The organism is Pseudarthrobacter adonitolis (genome assembly GCF_055412845.1).
Genome location: NZ_JBVAYW010000017.1, coordinates 1 through 17,775, shown reverse-complemented (window position 1 = coordinate 17,775; position 17,775 = coordinate 1). Strand labels below are relative to the sequence as shown.

Sequence of the window (17,775 nt, the reverse complement as noted above, 5' to 3'; positions counted from 1 at the left end):
TTGCTGCAGCGGTGGAAATCGGCCTCGTTGAGGTCTCAGCTGGTGGCCATGATCATGGCACTGCTGATTGTTGCCCTGACCTCAACCGGCGCCGGCACCCTCACCCTGCTGCACAGCTACCTCCAGGCGCAGGTGGATGACAAGCTGTACGCCGCCGTCGACCTCGCCAGCAAGCAGCGCTCGTTCACCCAGCTGCAGGCACCCACCAACCCGATGGTCCCCACCGACTACTCGCTGATCCTATACACCCCTAATGAGGACCCCCAGCTGCTGGGCGGCGATCCGGATGACCACCCCGACATCTCAACCATCTCCGTTGAGGACGCCCAGGACCGGGGCGCGCGTCCTTACCAGGTGCGTGGCACCGACGGCCAGAACTGGCGGGTGGTCGCGGTGACCGTGCTCTATATCGGCCGTCCTGCCGTGGTTGTCATCGGCTTGCCGCTGCAAAGCGTGGATGACGTCCTCAAGCACGCCACCCTGGTGGTCACCGGCGTTGGCCTGCTCACCTTGCTGCTGGCCTCCCTGATCGCCAGCTGGACCGTGTCACGGTCATTCCGGCCATTGGCCAAGGTGGAAAAGACCGCAGCTGCCATCGCCGCCGGCGACCTTTCCAGGCGTGTGGACGTCGAAAATCCCGGCACCGAAGTGGGGCGGCTCGGCAGCTCGCTGAACGCCATGCTGGCGCATATCGAGACGGCCTTCGCCGCCAGGACAGCCTCCGAAGGCAGAATGCGCCGGTTCGCGGCCGACGCCTCCCACGAGCTGCGTACCCCGCTCGTGACCATCAGGGGTTTCTCCGAGCTCTACCGCCATGGCGCGCTGGCCACCGAGGAGGACGTGGCCACGGCCATGGGGCGGATCGAAAGCGAAGCCAAACGGATGGGTTCAATGGTGGAGGACCTCCTCCTGCTGGCGCGCCTGGACGAACAGCGCCCGCTCCAGCAAAAGCCCGTTGACCTGCAGCTGATTGCCCACGATGCAGTGGTGGACACGCAGGCGAGCGACCGCTCGCGCCCCATCTCCCTGACAGGCCTTGGTGACGTTCCGGCCGCCCCCGCGCCGGTGCTCGGTGACGAAGCAAAACTGCGACAGGTGGTGGGGAACCTCGTGGGGAACGCCTTGCGCTACACCCCGGACGGCAGCCCGATCGAACTCGCCGTCGGGGTCCGGACCTCCGACGGCGGGCCGCCGCTCGCCGTGATCGAGGTCCGTGACCACGGCCCTGGCATCTCCGAAGAGGACGCGTCCAAGGTGTTCGAGCGTTTCTACCGCGCGGACACGTCTCGGACGCGTGAGACCGGTGGCAGCGGCCTGGGGCTCGCGATTGTGGCTGCCATCGTGGGATCGCACGGCGGGTCCGTCAGGGTGGAAAAGACCGACGGCGGCGGGGCCACGCTGGTGGTCAGCCTGCCTGTCCGGGACGACGCCACCGACGAGGCTCACGCCGGCGGCGACCGCTTGAGGGAGGCCCATCCGGGTGGATCGGCCGCGCAGGATGGAGATCCCCTGGACGGAGGCCACGGAGATGGCAAAGTTATCCACATATAGCCATGGAGCGTGGCGTGCGGGCAGTGCCCGTCCGTAGGCTCGCTGTAGTGGCCCGGAGCAGCCGGGCGGGCAGCAGATGCTGTCCCACTACTTCGAGAGGCAGCAAGCCATGAGCATCATTTCCGTCGACACCGAACTCCTTCAGCTCAAGTCGGCCAACGTCAAAGCAACCGTGGACCGGATCAGCTCCGACGTGCAGACCATGAAACGCGGCCTAGACGAGCTGCAGTCCACCTGGCGGGGCTCGGCTGCCAACAACTTCCAGGCCCTGGTGACCGAGTGGACACTCACCCAGGGCAAGGTGGAGGCGTCGCTGGCATCCATCAACATGGCTCTAGCATCAGCAGCGTCCACCTATGCCCAGGCCGAGCAGGGCAACACCCAGCGTTTCAGCTGAGTCCGCAGCCGAAATGGCCTCTAAGCCTCCGGTGTCTCCTGGCGGAATCGGAGCCGCCATCTGTTGCCGTCCAAGACCCACAGTGAGCTATGAAGAGCCGTGCCTGAGCGCGAGTAGCTTCGGCAGGTCAGCAGGATCGCGCTGGTGCCGATGCGGTCCGCGCCCAGGATCTCCAGTTCAGTGTGCTGGCCGGGTTCCTCTTCCAGCGCCATCATCGTGGCATCACGGGTCCATACTCTGCCCGAGGTTCCGATTTCCATAAAATCAGGGTGCAGGAGGACGCCGGTGCGGCCGATGTCGCCACGGATGTCGGGGCCCGACAATTCGTGTTCGAGGGCCTCGACCATCGCTTCGGGGCTCATCTCAGTCCCGGCGGACTCCGACGGGACGAAGGAGTCGCTCTCCAGCTCACTGAAGAGGTCCGGCTCGTCGTAGGGGCCTTGGTTGAAGAGGTCCTGGCCGTACGAGCTCTGACCGGCGGGGCTGGTCACTGCAGTGCCTGCCCCAGAGCTGACGGCGACCCGGCTATCAACCGCCGGGTCAACCGCTGCCGGGGCTCCCGCGAATCCTGGGCCGGAACGGGCAGCCACACCCTGCTGGTACGCGGTGGCGGCGGCACGCGCGCGGACATCGGCTGCCTCATTGAGGTCGTGGCCTGCGTGGCCCTTGACCCATTCGAACGTGTATTTCCGGCCGGAAATTTCGCGGTCCAGTTCCTTGAGCAGCTCCACGTTCAGGACGGGTTTGCCGTCGGCCTTGCGCCAGCCCTTGCGTTTCCAGCCCGGCATCCATTTGGTGATGGAGTTGATCACGTACTGGCTGTCGCACAGGACCCGCAAATCCTCCTCCGGGACGTGGGCGGTGGCGCGGAACAGGTCAAGGACGGCCATCAGCTCGCCCTGGTTGTTGGTGCCGTGCGGCCATCCCCCGGCCCGCCAGCAGTCGTCGTTCACGTACCAGGCCCAACCGGCCGGGCCGGGATTTCCTAAAGCCGAACCGTCGGCCGCTGCAGTAATTGTCACGGAACCATCCTGCCAGACGGCGCCGGCAACCGGTTCAGCCAACTTTCGGGAAACCGCTTACCGAAATGTCTTGACGCTGAAGTCGAAGCGCGGCAGAATCGGAATCCTGACCAGGAAAGCGCTTTCTCAGTCGAGGCTTCCCCACCGGCACCGACGCCGTCACGGGAACACGCGTGTGGTGGACCTTCACCCTTTTGAGGAAGGCTCATCAATGAAGATTCGGGCCATCAGCCGCAGGAAGTTCCAGTTCGGCGCAGTCGCCGTCGCTGCTTAACTGCTTGCCACAGGCTGCGGCAAGTAGCGGAGCTCGCCGGCAAGCCAGGTCACCGGGCACGCCAGGCAACCAGGCGCCGGCCCACAGGTCATCAGCCAGGCAAAAACAAATGCGGCCCCTTCCAGTGGAGGGGGCCGCATTATGGTTTGCGCGGAACGGATTCCGGGCGCTGGGGGCTAGAAGCCGCCCATGCCGCCCATGTCGTCGCCGCCACCCATGGCCGGAGCGTTCTTCTCCGGCTTGTCGGCCACAACGGCCTCGGTGGTGAGGAACAGACCGGCAATGGAAGCCGCGTTCTGCAGGGCAGAGCGGGTTACCTTGACGGGGTCGTTGATGCCGGCAGCCAGCAGGTCGACGTATTCACCGGTTGCTGCGTTCAGGCCGTGGCCTGCAGGCAGGCCACGGACCTTGTCGACAACAACGCCAGGCTCGAGGCCGGCGTTGAAAGCGATCTGCTTCAGCGGGGCGTCGATGGCAACGCGGACGATGTTCGCACCGGTCGCTTCGTCACCTGTCAGGTTCAGGTTCGCGAACGCCTTGGCGCCGGCCTGGATCAGTGCAACGCCGCCACCGGCGACGATGCCTTCTTCAACGGCAGCCTTCGCGTTGCGGACAGCGTCCTCAATGCGGTGCTTGCGTTCCTTGAGCTCAACCTCGGTTGCGGCACCGGCCTTGATGACTGCAACGCCACCGGCCAGCTTGGCCAGGCGTTCCTGCAGCTTCTCGCGGTCGTAATCCGAATCGGAGTTTTCGATCTCGGCACGGATCTGGGAAACGCGGCCAGCGATCTGGTCGGCGTCGCCGGCACCTTCAACGATGGTGGTCTCGTCCTTGGTGACAACAACCTTGCGGGCGCGTCCCAGGAGTTCCAGTCCGGCGGTCTCCAGCTTGAGTCCGACTTCCTCGGCGATGACCTGGCCACCGGTGAGTACAGCGATGTCGGCCAGCTGGGCCTTGCGGCGGTCGCCGAAGCCCGGAGCCTTGACGGCAACGGACTTGAAGGTGCCACGGATCTTGTTGACGATCAGGGTGGCCAGGGCCTCGCCCTCGATGTCCTCGGCAATGATCAGCAGCGGCTTGTTGGACTGCATGACCTTTTCCAGGACAGCAACCAGTTCCTTGACGTTGGAGATCTTGGAGTTGACGATCAGGATGTACGGGTCCTCAAGGACTGTTTCCTGGCGCTCAGTATCGGTAACGAAGTAAGCGGAGATGTAACCCTTGTCGAAGCGCATGCCTTCGGTGAGCTCGAGCTCCAGGCCGAAGGTGTTGGACTCCTCGACGGTGATGACGCCTTCTTTGCCCACCTTGTCCAGGGCTTCAGCGATCAGCGCGCCGATTTCGTCGTCACCGGCGGAGATGGAGGCAGTAGCCGCAATCTCTTCCTTGGTTTCGATTTCCTTGGCGGAGGCCAGCAGTTCAACCGTGACGGCCGCGACAGCCTTCTCGATACCGCGCTTGAGGGACAGCGGGTCAGCGCCGGCCGCGACGTTGCGCAGGCCTTCCTTGACCAGGGCCTGCGCCAGCACGGTAGCCGTGGTGGTGCCGTCGCCAGCGACGTCGTCCGTCTTCTTGGCAACTTCCTTGACCAGCTCGGCGCCGATCTTTTCGTAAGGGTCGTCCAGCTCGATCTCCTTGGCGATGGAAACACCATCGTTGGTGATCGTGGGGGCGCCCCACTTCTTTTCGAGGACGACGTTGCGTCCACGCGGGCCGAGGGTGACCTTGACGGCGTCGGCGAGGATGTTCAGGCCCCGCTCAAGACCGCGGCGTGCCTCTTCATCAAATGCAATGATCTTGGCCATAACGGCAGTAGTCCTTTCGGGACAGTCGTTAAGAATGAACCTCACTGCAGTGCCCGCGACGGACGATCCTTCACCGGCGGCCTCTGTATGCCGCGGCTGGGAATCTCACTCCAGGTAGGTATTTCTCTCGCTCCACGACCGCCGCCAAACTCCGCTGCCGGACAAACCGGACGTTGCTTTAGCAGTCGGTACGTAGGAGTGCTAACTCAATAATTAGCACTCCCTAGGTGAGAGTGCAAGCGAAAGACCCCGCAAATCGCGCTGTCAGGGCGCCCCGTTCGCCACTGGCGATCAGCCTGCGGCCCGGCCTGCCGCCTCACGGCCGCTGAGCACTGCCCTGTTGTCTGCGCCGTAGGTGAACACCATGTAGTTGGCCGTGGTGATGTCACCGTTGGAATCGAACGCAACCGGCCCCGATTCGCCGTCGTAATTAATGTCTTCCCCGGTCTTCAGGACAGCGAGGCAGTCGGCGTAGGACAGGCAAGGCTTGGTGGCCGGGCCGGAAGCCTGCGCGGCGGGCTGCCCGCCGGTTGTCCCGCCGGACACGGCGATCAGGTGGGCGGCGATGGAGCGGCCGGCGTCGTCGTCAGCCTTCGCGGCCGCCAGGACCGCGAGGTTCACGGCGTCGTAGGTCTCTGCGGCGAACGAAAGGTCTTTCAATGAAGAGTCGACCGAAACAAGCCGGGCTTGGAAGTCCGCGGACGGCAGCAGGCCAGGCACCACTGCACGGGCGCCGTCGAGGGCCTTGGATCCCAGCCCCGAACCGTATTGGGCGAAGGCGCCGTCGCTCAGGATGATGCTCTTGCCCGACAGCCCCGCGTTATTGAGCTCTGCGAGGGTGCCCTGGGCATCGTCCCTGGCGATCAACACCACGGCGTCAGGCGTGGCGGCCTTGGCAGCGACTGCCGCGTTCCCGGCGTCGCCGGGCTTGAATGCGGTGGTGGAGACCGTCTTCAGGCCGGCGTTCTTGGCGGCGCCGGTCACCGCGGCCGAAACGTCCTTGCCGTAGGCACTGTCCTGGTGGACCACGGCTAGGCTCTTGGCGCCGCCATCCTTGGCCAGTTTCACCAGCACCGAGGCCTGGGCAACGTCCGCCGCCGCCGTCCTGAAGTAATAGCCGCCGCTCTTGTAGCGGGACAGGCCGGCAGCGGAGTTGGCCGGCGAGACGAGCGGGACGCGCGCGGCCGAGAGGACGTCGATGGCGGCGGCGGCGTGACTCGAATCCGTGGGTCCGATCACCGCATCAACCTTGGCTGAGGCCAGATTCCTGGCCTGGGCATCTGCGCCATCACCGGAGCCCACCACCAGGTCAACAGGCCTGCCCTTGTGGCCGCCGGCCGCACTGATTTCCTTGATGGCAAGTTGGGCCGCGGCGAGCTGCGAGTCGTTGAGGAAGGCCTGCTCCCCTGTGCTGTCCTGGATCAGCCCGATCCGCAGCGTCCCGTCACCGGATGCTTCAGCGGATTCAACGCGGGCGTTGCCGCCTGCTCCGGCACAGCCGGCCAAGGCCAATAGGACTGCCGCCCCCGTAGTTGTGCGGACAACAGTTGAGCGCAAGCTGCGGGAGATCACTGCGTGGGCCGGACGTTTTCTGCCTGCGGGCCTTTCTCGCCTTCACCGACTTCAAGCTCGACGCGCTGTCCCTCGTCCAGGGCCCGGTAACCTTCGCCCTCAATGGCCGACCAGTGCACAAAGACATCGTCCCCGGAGCCGTCCACCGTAATAAAGCCGTAGCCCTTTTCGGCGTTGAACCACTTAACCGTTCCCACTGCCATGATGTCCACTCTTTCCGTCGTGCCGTCGGTCCCCGTCGGAAGTGTGCCGCTTGTTACGGACCGAAGCCTGAAATCACTCTAGCGACAAGCCATCCGGCGGGCCGAGCCACACGGCCGCTCCGGTGCCCAAAAGTTATTCAGGCGTAACCGGGAAGTGTCACCGGTAGTCCGGGCCCAGGACAACAACCAGCGGAACCTGGAACTCCTGGCTCTCCACCAGGGTAGGGATGCTTAGGAGTTCGGAGACTGCTTCGGCGTTGGCTTTCTGCGCCGGTCCTGAATAGAAGATTGCGGATGTCTGCTGCGGTGCGCCGCCCCAGTTCCCCACCTGGCCCAGCGTCCAGCCATCGGCCTGGACCATCGAGCTGATGCGTCCGGCGAGCCCGGCCGTACCGGCGGCGTTGTAGATGGCTACGCCTTGGGTCTTGTCCAGCACAACCGCGGAGGGAATGTTACTGGGCGAAGCGCTGGGCTCGGCGTCCGGGCTCTCAGAGGGCTCCGGGTTCGCGGAAGCTTCAGCGGTGACCGACGGCGCCGCGCTTGCCTCGGGTGCCGCGGTTGATTCCAGGCTGGTGGAGGCTTCACTGCCGGCCTGGGTGAACCCGAGCTTGGGAAGGATCAGGAAGGACACCACTCCGATGGCCAATGCCAGAATCCCCACCGCAAGGATGGGCCACAGCTTGCGGCGGGCGGGCGCTGAGGCCGCACGGTGGACGCCCTGCCGCGAGGCAGACTCCGGAACCTTATCGAATTCATCCCGAGCGTATTTGGTCATGGTGGGGAGACGTCCTTGTTGATTGCTGCTGATGGCTCAGCACGAGCTTGGTCAGGCGTCGGAACCCAGACGTCGTGCAGTGCGTGCCCGGTGACGCGACGTACGTAGTCTACGCAATCTCTTGACCAGCATGGGGTCATGGGCCAGTGCGGCCTCGGTGTCAATGAGGGCGTTGAGTAGCTGGTAGTAGTGGGTCGCGGACAGATCGAACAGCTCCCTGATGGCCTGTTCCTTGGCCCCCGCGTACTTCCACCACTGCCGCTCCAGTGCCAGCATCTGCTGGTCGCGCTCGCTCAACGGGGAGTCACGGAGCGTAAATTCCGCCAGCAAAGAGTCGCGCTCCTCCGGCTCCGGCACGTGTTCCCGAGCAGGTTCCGCCACGGCACACTCCTTCGCTGGTCTCGCTGAATCACCGGTTAAGTTTCAAAATCTCCTCCCCATGCTACGGCGTGAATAACACGGTTGTCATTTGCGTCCCGGCTGCAGTGGCCGGTAACCCTGCGAGAATGGGAGCGTGTTTGATTCTGACGCGCTGTTCGAACTGCCGGCGGAGGCCGTTGGCTTTGCCGAGATGGCCGCTTTGCCGCTCAGTGAGCTGATGGCGGCTGACTGGGCGGAGGCGCTGGGCCCCGTAGAGGGTGAGCTGCGCGGCGTCCTGAGCTTCCTGGCCACCGAAATTGCCGCGGGGCACCAGGTGCTGCCGGCGCCGTCGAACGTTCTGCGTGCCTTCCGGCAGCCGCTGGCTGGCGTGAAGGTCCTGGTAGTGGGCCAGGACCCCTACCCGACGCCGGGCCACGCGATCGGCCTGTCCTTCGCCGTTGACGGGCGGACCCGCCCCATCCCGCGGAGCCTGGCCAATATCTACCGGGAACTGGAGGCCGATCTCGGCCTTCCCGGGCGCGCCCACGGCGACCTGTCCGCCTGGGCCAGCCAAGGGGTACTGCTGCTGAACCGGGTCATGAGCGTCCGCGCCGGGGCTGCCGGCTCCCACCGGGGCAAAGGCTGGGAGGCCATCACGACGGCGGCAGTCACCGCGGTTGCCAGCCGGCGCACGTCCGACGGCGGCCCGGCGCCGCTGGTGGCAGTGCTGTGGGGCAAGGACGCAGAGAGTGTCCTGCCCCTTCTGTCGGACACGGCGGTCGTGTCCAGCGCCCACCCCAGCCCATTGTCGGCGTCGCGCGGATTCTTCGGATCCCGGCCCTTCAGCGCCATCAACCAGCTGCTGCGGGACCAGGGATGCCCTGGCGTAACCTGGGAACTCCCCCCGGTCCCTTAGCTTAGGGTTACCTTATGAGCACTGTTCCGGCCGCCACCAGCGCCACGAAAAATACACGTCCGCAGATCGATCTCACTGTTATTCGACGGGAAGAACTCTCGCCCCGCATGGTCAGGATCGTGGCCGGCGGCGAAGGTTTTGCCGCCTACGTGAACAACAGCTTCGTGGACCGTTACGTCAAGATTGTCTTCCCGCAGCCAGGCGTTGCTTATGCCCAGCCCTTGGACCTGTGGACCATCCGCGAAACCATGCCCCGCGAGCAGTGGCCCTTCACCCGCACCTACACGGTCCGCTGGGTGGACACCGAGGCCCAGGAACTCGCCATTGACTTTGTGATCCACGGCGACGAGGGGCTGGCCGGCCCGTGGGCGGCTGCCGCCAGGCCGGGCGACACCTTCACCTTCACCGGCCCGGGCGGTGCCTACAACCCGGCGCCCGACGCTGACTGGTACCTCTTTGCCGGCGATGAAGCCGCACTGCCCGCGATCGCCGCCGCCATCGAATCGTTGCCGGCGGAAGCGACCGGCCTGGCGTTTATCGAGGTGGATGGCGATGCCGACATCCAGCCCCTTGCGTCCCCGGCGGGGGTTCAGGTTACCTGGCTCCGCCGCAACGGCGCTCCGGCCGGAGCCGGGGACCTCCTGGTCTCAGCGGTGGCCGACGCCGAGTGGCCCACCGGCCGGGTTGGCGTTTTTGCCCATGGCGAGCGCGGCTATATGAAGGGCCTGCGGGATGTGTTTTTCGTCCAGCGCGGCCTTGAACGGAGCCAGGTATCGCTGTCCGGCTACTGGGCCCAGGGCCGAGTGGAGGACGACTTCCAGGCCGAGAAGAAACTCCCGGTCGGGAAGATCTGACCACGCAGGCCTGGCCGGCCCCGCACCCTAACCCCTAACCCCTAAGCCATCTCCTAATTGATGGTCCGGAACCTTGCGGAGCGGCTCACAGCGGCCTACGCTCACCCTAGATGGCACTCTGGCAACCGCTGATCAGGCTGCCGGTTACGCCGTTCGAGCGTCTCTGGGAGCCGTCATGAATTCAACGACCAAACGTTTCCTCACCCAGGTTTTTGCCTTCTGCCTCGCACTGGCTGGAACTGCGGTGTTCACCTCGACAGCGGCCCAGGGCGCGACCACCTACGGCACTCAAAGCATCAGCTACTCCGGTGTAGCCAACCCACCCACCTCCGACAAGCCGCAGAGCAAACTCTGGTGGAACGACGGTTCGTGGTGGGCCGACATGTGGACCACAGGCAGTGGGTGGCACATCTACCGCCTGGACCGCGGGGCCAAGAAGTGGGTGGACACCGGGTTGCGGAACGATAGCCGTGCAAATACCCTGGCCGACACCTTGTGGGACGGCTCCCACCTCTACATCGCGTCCCACGTCGTGACCGTATCCGGGGATGCCGCGCCCAAGCCCTCGGTTTCGGGGCAGCCAGCCAAGCTGTACCGCTACAGCTACGCCGCCGGCGAGTACACACTGGACGCAGGTTTCCCGACCACCATCTCCAACAACAGCACCGAATCCATGACGATCGACCGGGATTCGACCGGGGCGATCTGGGCCACGTGGACGCAGGTGGCAGGAAATTCCTCGTCCGGGTATACCAATACGGTCTACATGAACGTTTCCGCCCCCGGCGGGACCAGCTGGTCAACACCCTTCGTGTTGCCGGTGGTAAACCCCCGCCCTGGCCCCGACGACATCTCGGCCGTGGTGTCCTATGGGAACAACAAGATCGGCGTGATGTGGAGTGACCAACTCAACGGGGCCATGTGGTGGGCCACGCGTACCGATGGCACCGCACCGACGGCGACCTCGTCCTGGAGGGTCCAGCCGGCAGTCAAGGGCACCGGGCAGGCCGAGGATCACCTGAACCTCAAGGCACTGCTGGCAGACCCTTCCGGGAGGGTTTACGCCGCAACTAAAACCAGCATGGACGTCACCTCCTCGGACCCGACACGGCCACAGCTGCAGCTGCTCGTCTTCAAACCCGGTACCGGCTCGTTCACCAGGTCCACCATCGCGACCGTGGGGGATTGTGTGACGCGCCCCCAGATAGTTCTGGACACGCAGAACAACACTGTTCATGCATTCCACACGGCACCGTCCACCAGCGGCTGCGCTTTTTCCGGGGCAGCAGGCAGCATCTACGAGAAGATAGCATCGATGGACAAGCCGGTCTTTGGCGCCGGCCGCGGGACACCGGTGATCCAGGACGGCTCGTCGGCCTACATCAATGACGTCACCTCCACCAAGCAGGCCGTCAACAGCTCCACCGGCGTCGTGGTCATGGCAACCAACAACGTCACCAAGCGCTACTGGTACTCCGACCGGCCGCTCGGTACCGCCCCCGTACCGACCGCCCCGGTAGCCGCCTTCACGGCGTCACCCACATCGGGAACGGCACCTCTGCCGGTGAGCTTCACGGATACGTCCACCGGTTCGCCGACGTCGTGGTCCTGGACGTTCGGCGACGGCGGTACGTCGACTTCACAGTCGCCTTCACACCAGTACTCCGCCGCGGGCACCTACACGGCGACTTTGACCGCGGCCAACAGCGCAGGGTCGACGTCGGCGAGCGCGACGATCACCGTCACCGCGGGAGGAGGAGGTTCAGGTGCCGTTACCGCCGTCGGGACCTCCACCAACTCCTCGACCACCGCCACACCATCCGTGACGCTCATACGGCCGACGGCGGCGGCGGCCGGCGACGTCCTGGTCGCGTCCATCACGACGGATCTGAATCCGGCCGTCACCGCTCCGGCGGGCTGGACGGCCATGGTGAACGGCCTGTCAGTAAACAGCTCCGCCACCTCTGGCGCCCGGATCTTCGCCTATTACCACGTCGTGGGTGCGTCGGATCCTGCATCGTACACCTGGAGCCTTGGCACGGCCGCCAAATGGGGTGGAGGCATCACCGCCTACCGCGGCGTCAACCAGGCCACGCCGCTGGACAGCCCGGTGGCGACCGCCGTCGACACCAGCTATTCGGCCACCAGCATCACCCTTCCAAGCATCACGACGGCGAGCAACGGCGCCATGCTCATCGGAGGCATCGGCTACGACAGCGGCACGCCCGGAACCACCCCGCCCAGCGGCTGGACCGAGCGTTGGGAAGCCACCGGCGGGCAGATAGCCCAAGCAGCAGACCGGCCCCAGGCCACAGCGGGCGCCACGGGCACCGCAACCTGGACTTTCAGCACGGTGAAGGCAAGTGGCGCCTGGCGCGCCGCGCTGAAGCCTGCCGGCTGACATGGCGGCCCGGAACCATTCCGCCAGGGCAGCATCCGCGGCGGCCCGGACCTGGGAGGCCTTGGCCTGGGCCACCCTCATTTGCCTAGCCGGCTCAGCGTGCCAGCCGGCATCAGAAGGCCCACCCGCGCCACAGGAACAGCCAGCCTCCGACTCGAGGTCGGTTCACTTCACCGCAGCCGGGGACATCGGCATGGGCGGCGGAGCCAGGGCAGTGCTCGATGTGATCGCCGGGTTGAAGCCGGATCTCAACATAGTGCTGGGCGACCTTTCCTATCAGGCCGGCGCTGAGCAAGCCTTCTGCGACATGGTCACGCGGAAACTTGGCAAGGATTTTCCGTACGAGCTGATCACGGGCAACCACGAAAGCGACGGGCACGACGGCGACATCGGCAAGTTCGCCGAATGCCTGCCCAACAGACTCCCGGGGCTGCAGGGAGCGTACGGAACCCAGTGGTACGTGGACGTCCCCCAGGAACGGCCCCTGGTGAGGTTCATCCTTATTTCTCCCGGCATTGATTTCCCCGGTGGAGAGCCCCTGGATTATTCCCCAGGCAGTGACCGCTGGGGCTGGACCGAATCCGCCATTGATGGAGCCCGTGCCGCCGATATCCCGTGGACGGTGGTGGGCATGCACACGCCGTGCTTCAGCATGGGACACTACGGCTGCCAGCCAGGGGAGCAACTGACGAACATGCTGGTCAGCAAGAACGTGGACCTTGTGCTCACCGGCCACGAACATGTCTATCAGCGAACCCGTCAGCTCAGCCTGACTGCACGTTGCCCCGTGCTGGTGCCCGGAGCGGCCCGGGACGATTGCGTTGCCGACGCCGACAACAGACTTGCCCAAGGGCGGGGCACGGTCTTTGTCACGGTCGGTGTGGGCGGCGCCGGGCTTCACGACGTCCAGGCGGACGATCCTGAGGCCGGCCTGTTTGCTGTCTGGTCAGGAAAAAACGACGATCGGGCCCTGGGAACGTTGGACGTGATGGTGACGGACTCACGCCTGGACGCACGTTTTGTGCCGGCCGCCGGGTTCACCTTCACCGATGCCTTCGCGATTGAGCGTTAGCGGCGCCGGGCGCGGCGGCGTTCGTTGCTGGCCAGGCTGCGTGTCAGGGGCCGGGCCAGGGTGTCGCCGAGGACAATGCCGGCTGCGGTGCCCAGGACGATCGCGCCGGCGTTGAGCATGCCGCCGGCGCCGAGGAGGATCTCGGATTCCTCGATGGTCAGCACATACATGGACCGGAAAATGGTCAGCCCGGGCAGCAGGATCAGGGCCGCCGGGACGGCCACCACCAGCTGGGGTGCCCCCATCTTCAGCGCCACCACCCGCGCCAGCAGGCCAATGACGACTGCGGCGAGCGCCGGGGAGAACCTGTCACCGACGCCGAGGGACGCAGCACCCAGCAGCACAAAATAGCCCACCACGCCCACGCCTGCGGTAGGGAGCAGCAGCTCCCACGAGGTCTGCTCCGTCACGCCGATGGCCATCACGGCGACGGCGATAAAGATCACCAGGACCCAAAGGTCGTAGGAAGGCGGGAACGTCTGCGTGACACTGATGGGCTGCATTCCGGTCATCGCGCCCACCACAAAGGCCACCGCAATCCCGGCCACAATCGCGCCGAACGTCAGCAGGGTGGACAGGAACCGTCCCGCTGCGGTCACGGGAAAACCGTTGATCGCGTCCTGGACCGAGGAGACGAGGCGTCCGGTGGGCAGCAGCAGGAGGATGCCGCCCACCACCACAATCGCCGGTGCATTGGTGAGGTCAAAGCGCCACAACAGCAACGCGGAGAGCGTAACGCCGAAGGAGCATGCCGCCGTCGTGAAGAAGTCCGGAACCCGCCACCGGCCCAATTGGCGGGCGAGCAGGCTGACGCCGATGTTGGCTACGAAGGCGATACCCGAGGACACCGGGTCTCCGCCGAGCACGCCCACAAAGACCGCGGCGAACACGCCGAAGGCTATGGTGACCATCCAGCGCGGGAAGGGCTTGGGGCTGGTGATGGCCTCGTCCAGCCGGCGGATGGCCTCATCGCGGCCCACTCCCCCGGCCACGATGTCAGTCACCAGCCGGTGTACCTTGGCCAGCCCGGCATAGTTGTTCGTCCAGGACCGCACCACCCGAAGCAGCGAGATGGGCGTCTGGTCCTTGGGCGCATAGTTGATGGCCACCGACTGGTTGGTGATGTCCACTTCGATGTTTTTCAGCCCCAGCGCCGCTGTGACGGCAATGATGCTCGTCTCCACCTCCAAAGCGCCTGCCCCGTACCGGAACATGGTCTCGGCCAGGTGCAGGGCAAAGTCCAGGGTCTTGCGTGCGGAGGTGTCCACGCCTCCCACCTGGATCATGGGGTTGGCGTAGGGGCTTCCGGCGAGCCTGTCCACAATGCTCATCGGCGCCGTCGGCGGGTTTTCCCCCCGGACCAGGCGCCGCAGCATCCGCGTGGCCGCCGCGTCCTGGCGAAGCTGGGACGCTGTAAGCGGCTCTGTTTTGGGCAGGCCGTCGGTGGGTGGCCTGCGCCTTGGATTTTCAGGTCGATCGGTCACCTTGGTGCTGATCCCTTTCTTGCACTTCGTGGGTTGGTGCTAGGCCTGACGTTTCAGTGGCAGTTTGCCCAGCAGCGTGCGGGCCGCGCCGATGGCCGCACGGACCAGCCGGTTGGCCTGGAAGGCTACGGGCCGCACCGGCATCACGAAGTCTCCCAGCAGCTGGACCACGTCGCCGCCGAAGCCCTTCTTGAACTCGTAGCCGCCGTGGCCTTCTTCGTCCTGTCCCTGGATGCCGAAAGTGCCGTAGAAGTTGTAGCGCGAGTAGCCCTTGTCCAGCGCGTGCAGCAGCATCCCCCAGTACAGGGACGTGGCGCCGTTGAAGTAGATGTAGTCCTGCTTGGTCCCCCCGATAACGCAGACCACCTCGTCCCCGAAGCAGACGAAGTGGATGGCGGCCACTGTTGCCACGCCCACCGAGTCCGGAAACCGCTCGATGTCCTTGAGGCTGCGTTCGTAGCTGTCCACGAGATCCTGGACTACTTTGAGGCGGTTGGCCTTCTTTTTGCTGCCGGTCTCTTCCACTTCACGGCGGAGTTCGGCTGCGGACGCGGATTCCGCTTCCAGGCGTTCGGTGATGGACTTCCGGTACTCGGGGATGTCGATCTTGGCCATCATGAGTCTGGTGAACTCGGCCGAGGTGGTCCGCAGGAGCTGTTCGTAGTATTCGCGTTCCCGGTAGAAAAAGCCCTTCTCGTCCCCCGCCGTGCTCAGCGAATCGTAGAACTCGTCGAGGGTTTCAAGGGTGGCCTGCTCCAGGAACACGCCGTTCTTTTCAGCCTTCCGGATGGCCTTCCGTGTCCGGTAGCTGGTGCCCATGATGAGCTCCTCGGCGTCCGTGATGCCGTCGAGCTGCTTGATGAACATCCAGTTCACGTTGGCGAAGTTCATGTCCGAGCCCTGGTGTTCAAGACCCAGGCCCGCCAGTTCCGCCACGAGCGGCCTGTTGTCCACGATCTCGGGGTGTTCGGCGCCGTCGGCATCGCGGGCGATGTACGTCAGGTTCGGGGAAATCCGCAGTTCGGCAGCCTTGCGTTCCGCGGCACGCTCCTTGAGGAGTCCGACGACGTCACGCACCAGTGCGGGGTCCGTGTAGTCCATGAGGGGGCCCTTGGCGCACTCGCAAACCTTGTAGCCCCAGCGGTTGGTGGTGTAGTTGAGCTTGCCGGCGGCGACCAGGTCGCCGTCGCGCCTGACACCGAACAGCTCCACTGCCTGACCGCGGGCACGCTGGAAGCGGGTGAAGTCAGCGGACTGGATGAAGTTGTTTTGCTGGTGCTTGAGGGAGAAGGACTCAAACTCGGCATCGCTGAGGACGCTGAGCTCGAGGCCGGCTCCGGCCTTGGTTGGATTCACAGAAGTAACCTCATCTATGGCTGCGCTGCCGCCTGGGGCATGCGCTGGCCTTCGTGGTGTGGATGGTGAGCGTGGCGGGTGGGCTGTCAGTAGAACTGCTGGCCGGTGCGTGCGGTTTCGAGCCGGCGGAAGATCCGTTCCGCGCCCTTGACCCAAAGGGCGTGCCTGACGGGCGACAGCACGTAGTCGTAGCAGCCGACGAAGTCCGTAACCGTCTTCGTGAAGCTTGTCTTGAACATGCCCATGCCGTACAGGTGGTGGGACTTGTCCTTGATCAGGCCGGATGGCGGCGTGCCGCAGAAGTCGTACTCGGTGCAGCCGAGTTCCTGCATTTTCCGGATGGCCGACCACTGGACCAGGTGCGAATCGCCGTACTGCTTCCGGTTCTGGGTGGAGCCGCCGTCCTTGTAGGTTGCCTTGGATCCGTAGTTGATCACAAAGGCGCCCACACTGGGTTTGCCGTCCTCATAAACAAAGAAGAAGCTGCCTTGGCCGCGGGTGCAGAATTCGTCCCAGAACCGGGTGTAGTACTCGAGGCTGCGCAACGGCATGGAGCCCTTGGCGTTGACGGTGTCCGCCATCAGGTCATACAGCGCCCGGTACGTGTCCGGGCTTGGCTCCTGCTGCACCACTGCGCAGCCTTCGCGTTCTGCCCGGCGGATCGCGTTGCGGGCGCGGGAGGAGACGGACCGGAACACCTGGTTATCCGGTGCCGCGATGTCCAGCAGCGCGGTGGAGTCATTGGATTGGATGTTCGGGGCCTTCACCAGTCCGACGGCGGCGAGCTGTGCCGGGGCTTCCGGGTTGGACACGATGTCAGGCTCAATCTTGATGGTGAAGACATTGAGCTTCCGGCTCCGGGCGAATGCAGCGCACGCGTCCAACACCGGCTTCAGGTCCTCGACAGCACCCAAGTCAGGGCCTTTGATCAGGTACCACAGGCGGCCCAGCAAGGGGAATTTCTTTTCCAGCACCAGGTTGTAGCTGGCGGTCCCGGCAGACTCCAGGACCAGGAAGCGGGCGGTCCAGCCACTGCCGTTCTTTACGGACGCGTAGGCGGCAGACTGCAACATGTTGCCGCCGTTCGGGTTGGCCGTGACGTGCTTGTCCCAGTTCTCAATTTCCTCCGCTGTGGCAAAGCGGGCGGTGAATTCTCGCAAGTGGGCCGTGTCCAATCTCAGGGGTTTGTGCGCGGTTCTGTACTCGTGGCTACGGGCGGACATGTAGCCACAAGTCTAAAGCCTCCGGTTAGGGCGGTAGGTCCCCGGCATCCTCGTGGCCGGGCGACATCCCCGGTGGTCGCGCCTGTCCCTGGTGATCGAGCTTGTCAGATCGGTTTCGACAAGCTCAACCACGAGGAAACTAGTTCGCGAATTCTTCGATGGGTNCGATGCGGCCTACGGGCGGGAAGTACTTGTCCTGCTTGAGCGAGGCGATCGGGAAGGCGGCCTGCTCCCGCGGGTACTGGCGGGTCCAGTCGGAGGAGACGACGGCGGACGCGGTGTGGGGTGCGTGGCGCAGCGGGCTGTTCTCCACGGTGAAGTCGCCGTTGGCCACCTGGTCGATTTCCTGGCGGATGGTGATCATCGCGTCGATGAACCGGTCGATCTCCACCAGATCCTCGGACTCCGTCGGTTCCACCATCAGCGTGCCCGCAACCGGGAAGGCGAGGGTGGGGGCGTGGAAGCCGTAGTCGATAAGGCGCTTGGCCACATCCTCCGCGGTGACGCCGG

General features: G+C 65.0%; 15 protein-coding genes and 1 pseudogene. 6 read left to right on the top strand and 10 right to left on the bottom strand.

Annotated features, from left to right (window positions below):
* Together ACZYZ4_RS15055 and ACZYZ4_RS15050 are read left to right on the top strand one after the other, a co-directional pair.
* Positions 1-1,551 carry a sensor histidine kinase gene (locus tag ACZYZ4_RS15055; RefSeq protein ID WP_463862168.1) on the top strand — a complete coding sequence of 517 codons (1,551 nt, stop codon included), beginning with the start codon at positions 1-3 and terminating at the stop codon, positions 1,549-1,551.
* 109 nt (positions 1,552-1,660) lie between these two features.
* Positions 1,661-1,948: a WXG100 family type VII secretion target gene (locus ACZYZ4_RS15050; protein ID WP_058932786.1), complete on the top strand. Its 288-nt coding sequence runs from the start codon at positions 1,661-1,663 to the stop codon at positions 1,946-1,948.
* A 20-nt stretch (positions 1,949-1,968) separates the two neighbouring features.
* On the opposite strand, the gene ACZYZ4_RS15045 is transcribed toward ACZYZ4_RS15050, so the two are convergent.
* From ACZYZ4_RS15045 to ACZYZ4_RS15020, 6 genes are all read right to left on the bottom strand, one after another.
* The gene (locus tag ACZYZ4_RS15045; RefSeq protein ID WP_463862165.1) at positions 1,969-2,970 is read right to left on the bottom strand and encodes an RNase H family protein; all 1,002 of its coding nucleotides are present in this window, start codon (positions 2,968-2,970) and stop codon (positions 1,969-1,971) included.
* A gap of 450 nt (positions 2,971-3,420) precedes the next feature.
* On the bottom strand, positions 3,421-5,049 hold the full coding sequence (groL, locus tag ACZYZ4_RS15040) for a chaperonin GroEL (RefSeq protein WP_058929984.1): 1,629 nt from the start codon (positions 5,047-5,049) through the stop codon (positions 3,421-3,423).
* A gap of 291 nt (positions 5,050-5,340) precedes the next feature.
* On the bottom strand, positions 5,341-6,606 hold the full coding sequence (locus tag ACZYZ4_RS15035) for an ABC transporter substrate-binding protein (protein ID WP_463862164.1): 1,266 nt from the start codon (positions 6,604-6,606) through the stop codon (positions 5,341-5,343).
* A gap of 11 nt (positions 6,607-6,617) precedes the next feature.
* Complete coding sequence (locus ACZYZ4_RS15030) at positions 6,618-6,824, bottom strand: cold-shock protein (protein WP_463862162.1); 207 nt, start codon at positions 6,822-6,824, stop codon at positions 6,618-6,620.
* Between the two features lie 157 nt (positions 6,825-6,981).
* Entirely contained in the window at positions 6,982-7,599 is a 618-nt protein-coding gene (locus tag ACZYZ4_RS15025) for a LytR C-terminal domain-containing protein (RefSeq protein ID WP_463862160.1), read from the bottom strand.
* Positions 7,600-7,650: 51 nt separating this feature from the next.
* Positions 7,651-7,980 (bottom strand): DUF3263 domain-containing protein, encoded by a 330-nt coding sequence (locus ACZYZ4_RS15020; protein ID WP_463862158.1) that lies wholly within the window; start codon positions 7,978-7,980, stop codon positions 7,651-7,653.
* Between the two features lie 133 nt (positions 7,981-8,113).
* On the opposite strand from ACZYZ4_RS15020, the gene ACZYZ4_RS15015 reads away from it, so the two are divergent.
* The 4 genes from ACZYZ4_RS15015 (at position 8,114) to ACZYZ4_RS15000 (ending at position 13,202) form a co-directional block, all read left to right on the top strand.
* Positions 8,114-8,875: a uracil-DNA glycosylase gene (locus tag ACZYZ4_RS15015; RefSeq protein ID WP_463862156.1), complete on the top strand. Its 762-nt coding sequence runs from the start codon at positions 8,114-8,116 to the stop codon at positions 8,873-8,875.
* 14 nt (positions 8,876-8,889) lie between these two features.
* Positions 8,890-9,729, top strand: coding sequence for a siderophore-interacting protein (locus ACZYZ4_RS15010; RefSeq protein WP_463862154.1), 840 nt, complete (start codon positions 8,890-8,892; stop codon positions 9,727-9,729).
* Between the two features lie 175 nt (positions 9,730-9,904).
* Complete coding sequence (locus ACZYZ4_RS15005) at positions 9,905-12,130, top strand: PKD domain-containing protein (protein WP_463862152.1); 2,226 nt, start codon at positions 9,905-9,907, stop codon at positions 12,128-12,130.
* Position 12,131: 1 nt separating this feature from the next.
* Complete coding sequence (locus ACZYZ4_RS15000) at positions 12,132-13,202, top strand: metallophosphoesterase (RefSeq protein WP_463862150.1); 1,071 nt, start codon at positions 12,132-12,134, stop codon at positions 13,200-13,202.
* Here the strand turns inward: ACZYZ4_RS15000 and ACZYZ4_RS14995 are convergent.
* From ACZYZ4_RS14995 to ACZYZ4_RS14980, 4 genes and pseudogenes are all read right to left on the bottom strand, one after another.
* Positions 13,199-14,686, bottom strand: coding sequence for a threonine/serine exporter family protein (locus ACZYZ4_RS14995; RefSeq protein ID WP_463862148.1), 1,488 nt, complete (start codon positions 14,684-14,686; stop codon positions 13,199-13,201). The two genes, ACZYZ4_RS15000 and ACZYZ4_RS14995, sit on opposite strands and share 4 nt — an antisense overlap.
* 39 nt (positions 14,687-14,725) lie before the next feature.
* Positions 14,726-16,042, bottom strand: a complete 1,317-nt coding sequence (locus ACZYZ4_RS14990; RefSeq protein WP_463862146.1) for a peptidoglycan bridge formation glycyltransferase FemA/FemB family protein — start codon at positions 16,040-16,042, stop codon at positions 14,726-14,728.
* Between the two features lie 86 nt (positions 16,043-16,128).
* Positions 16,129-17,202: a lipid II:glycine glycyltransferase FemX gene (locus ACZYZ4_RS14985; RefSeq protein ID WP_463862144.1), complete on the bottom strand. Its 1,074-nt coding sequence runs from the start codon at positions 17,200-17,202 to the stop codon at positions 16,129-16,131.
* 202 nt (positions 17,203-17,404) lie between these two features.
* Positions 17,405-17,775: pseudogene (locus ACZYZ4_RS14980) on the bottom strand (glycine dehydrogenase (aminomethyl-transferring)); the annotation flags it as partial.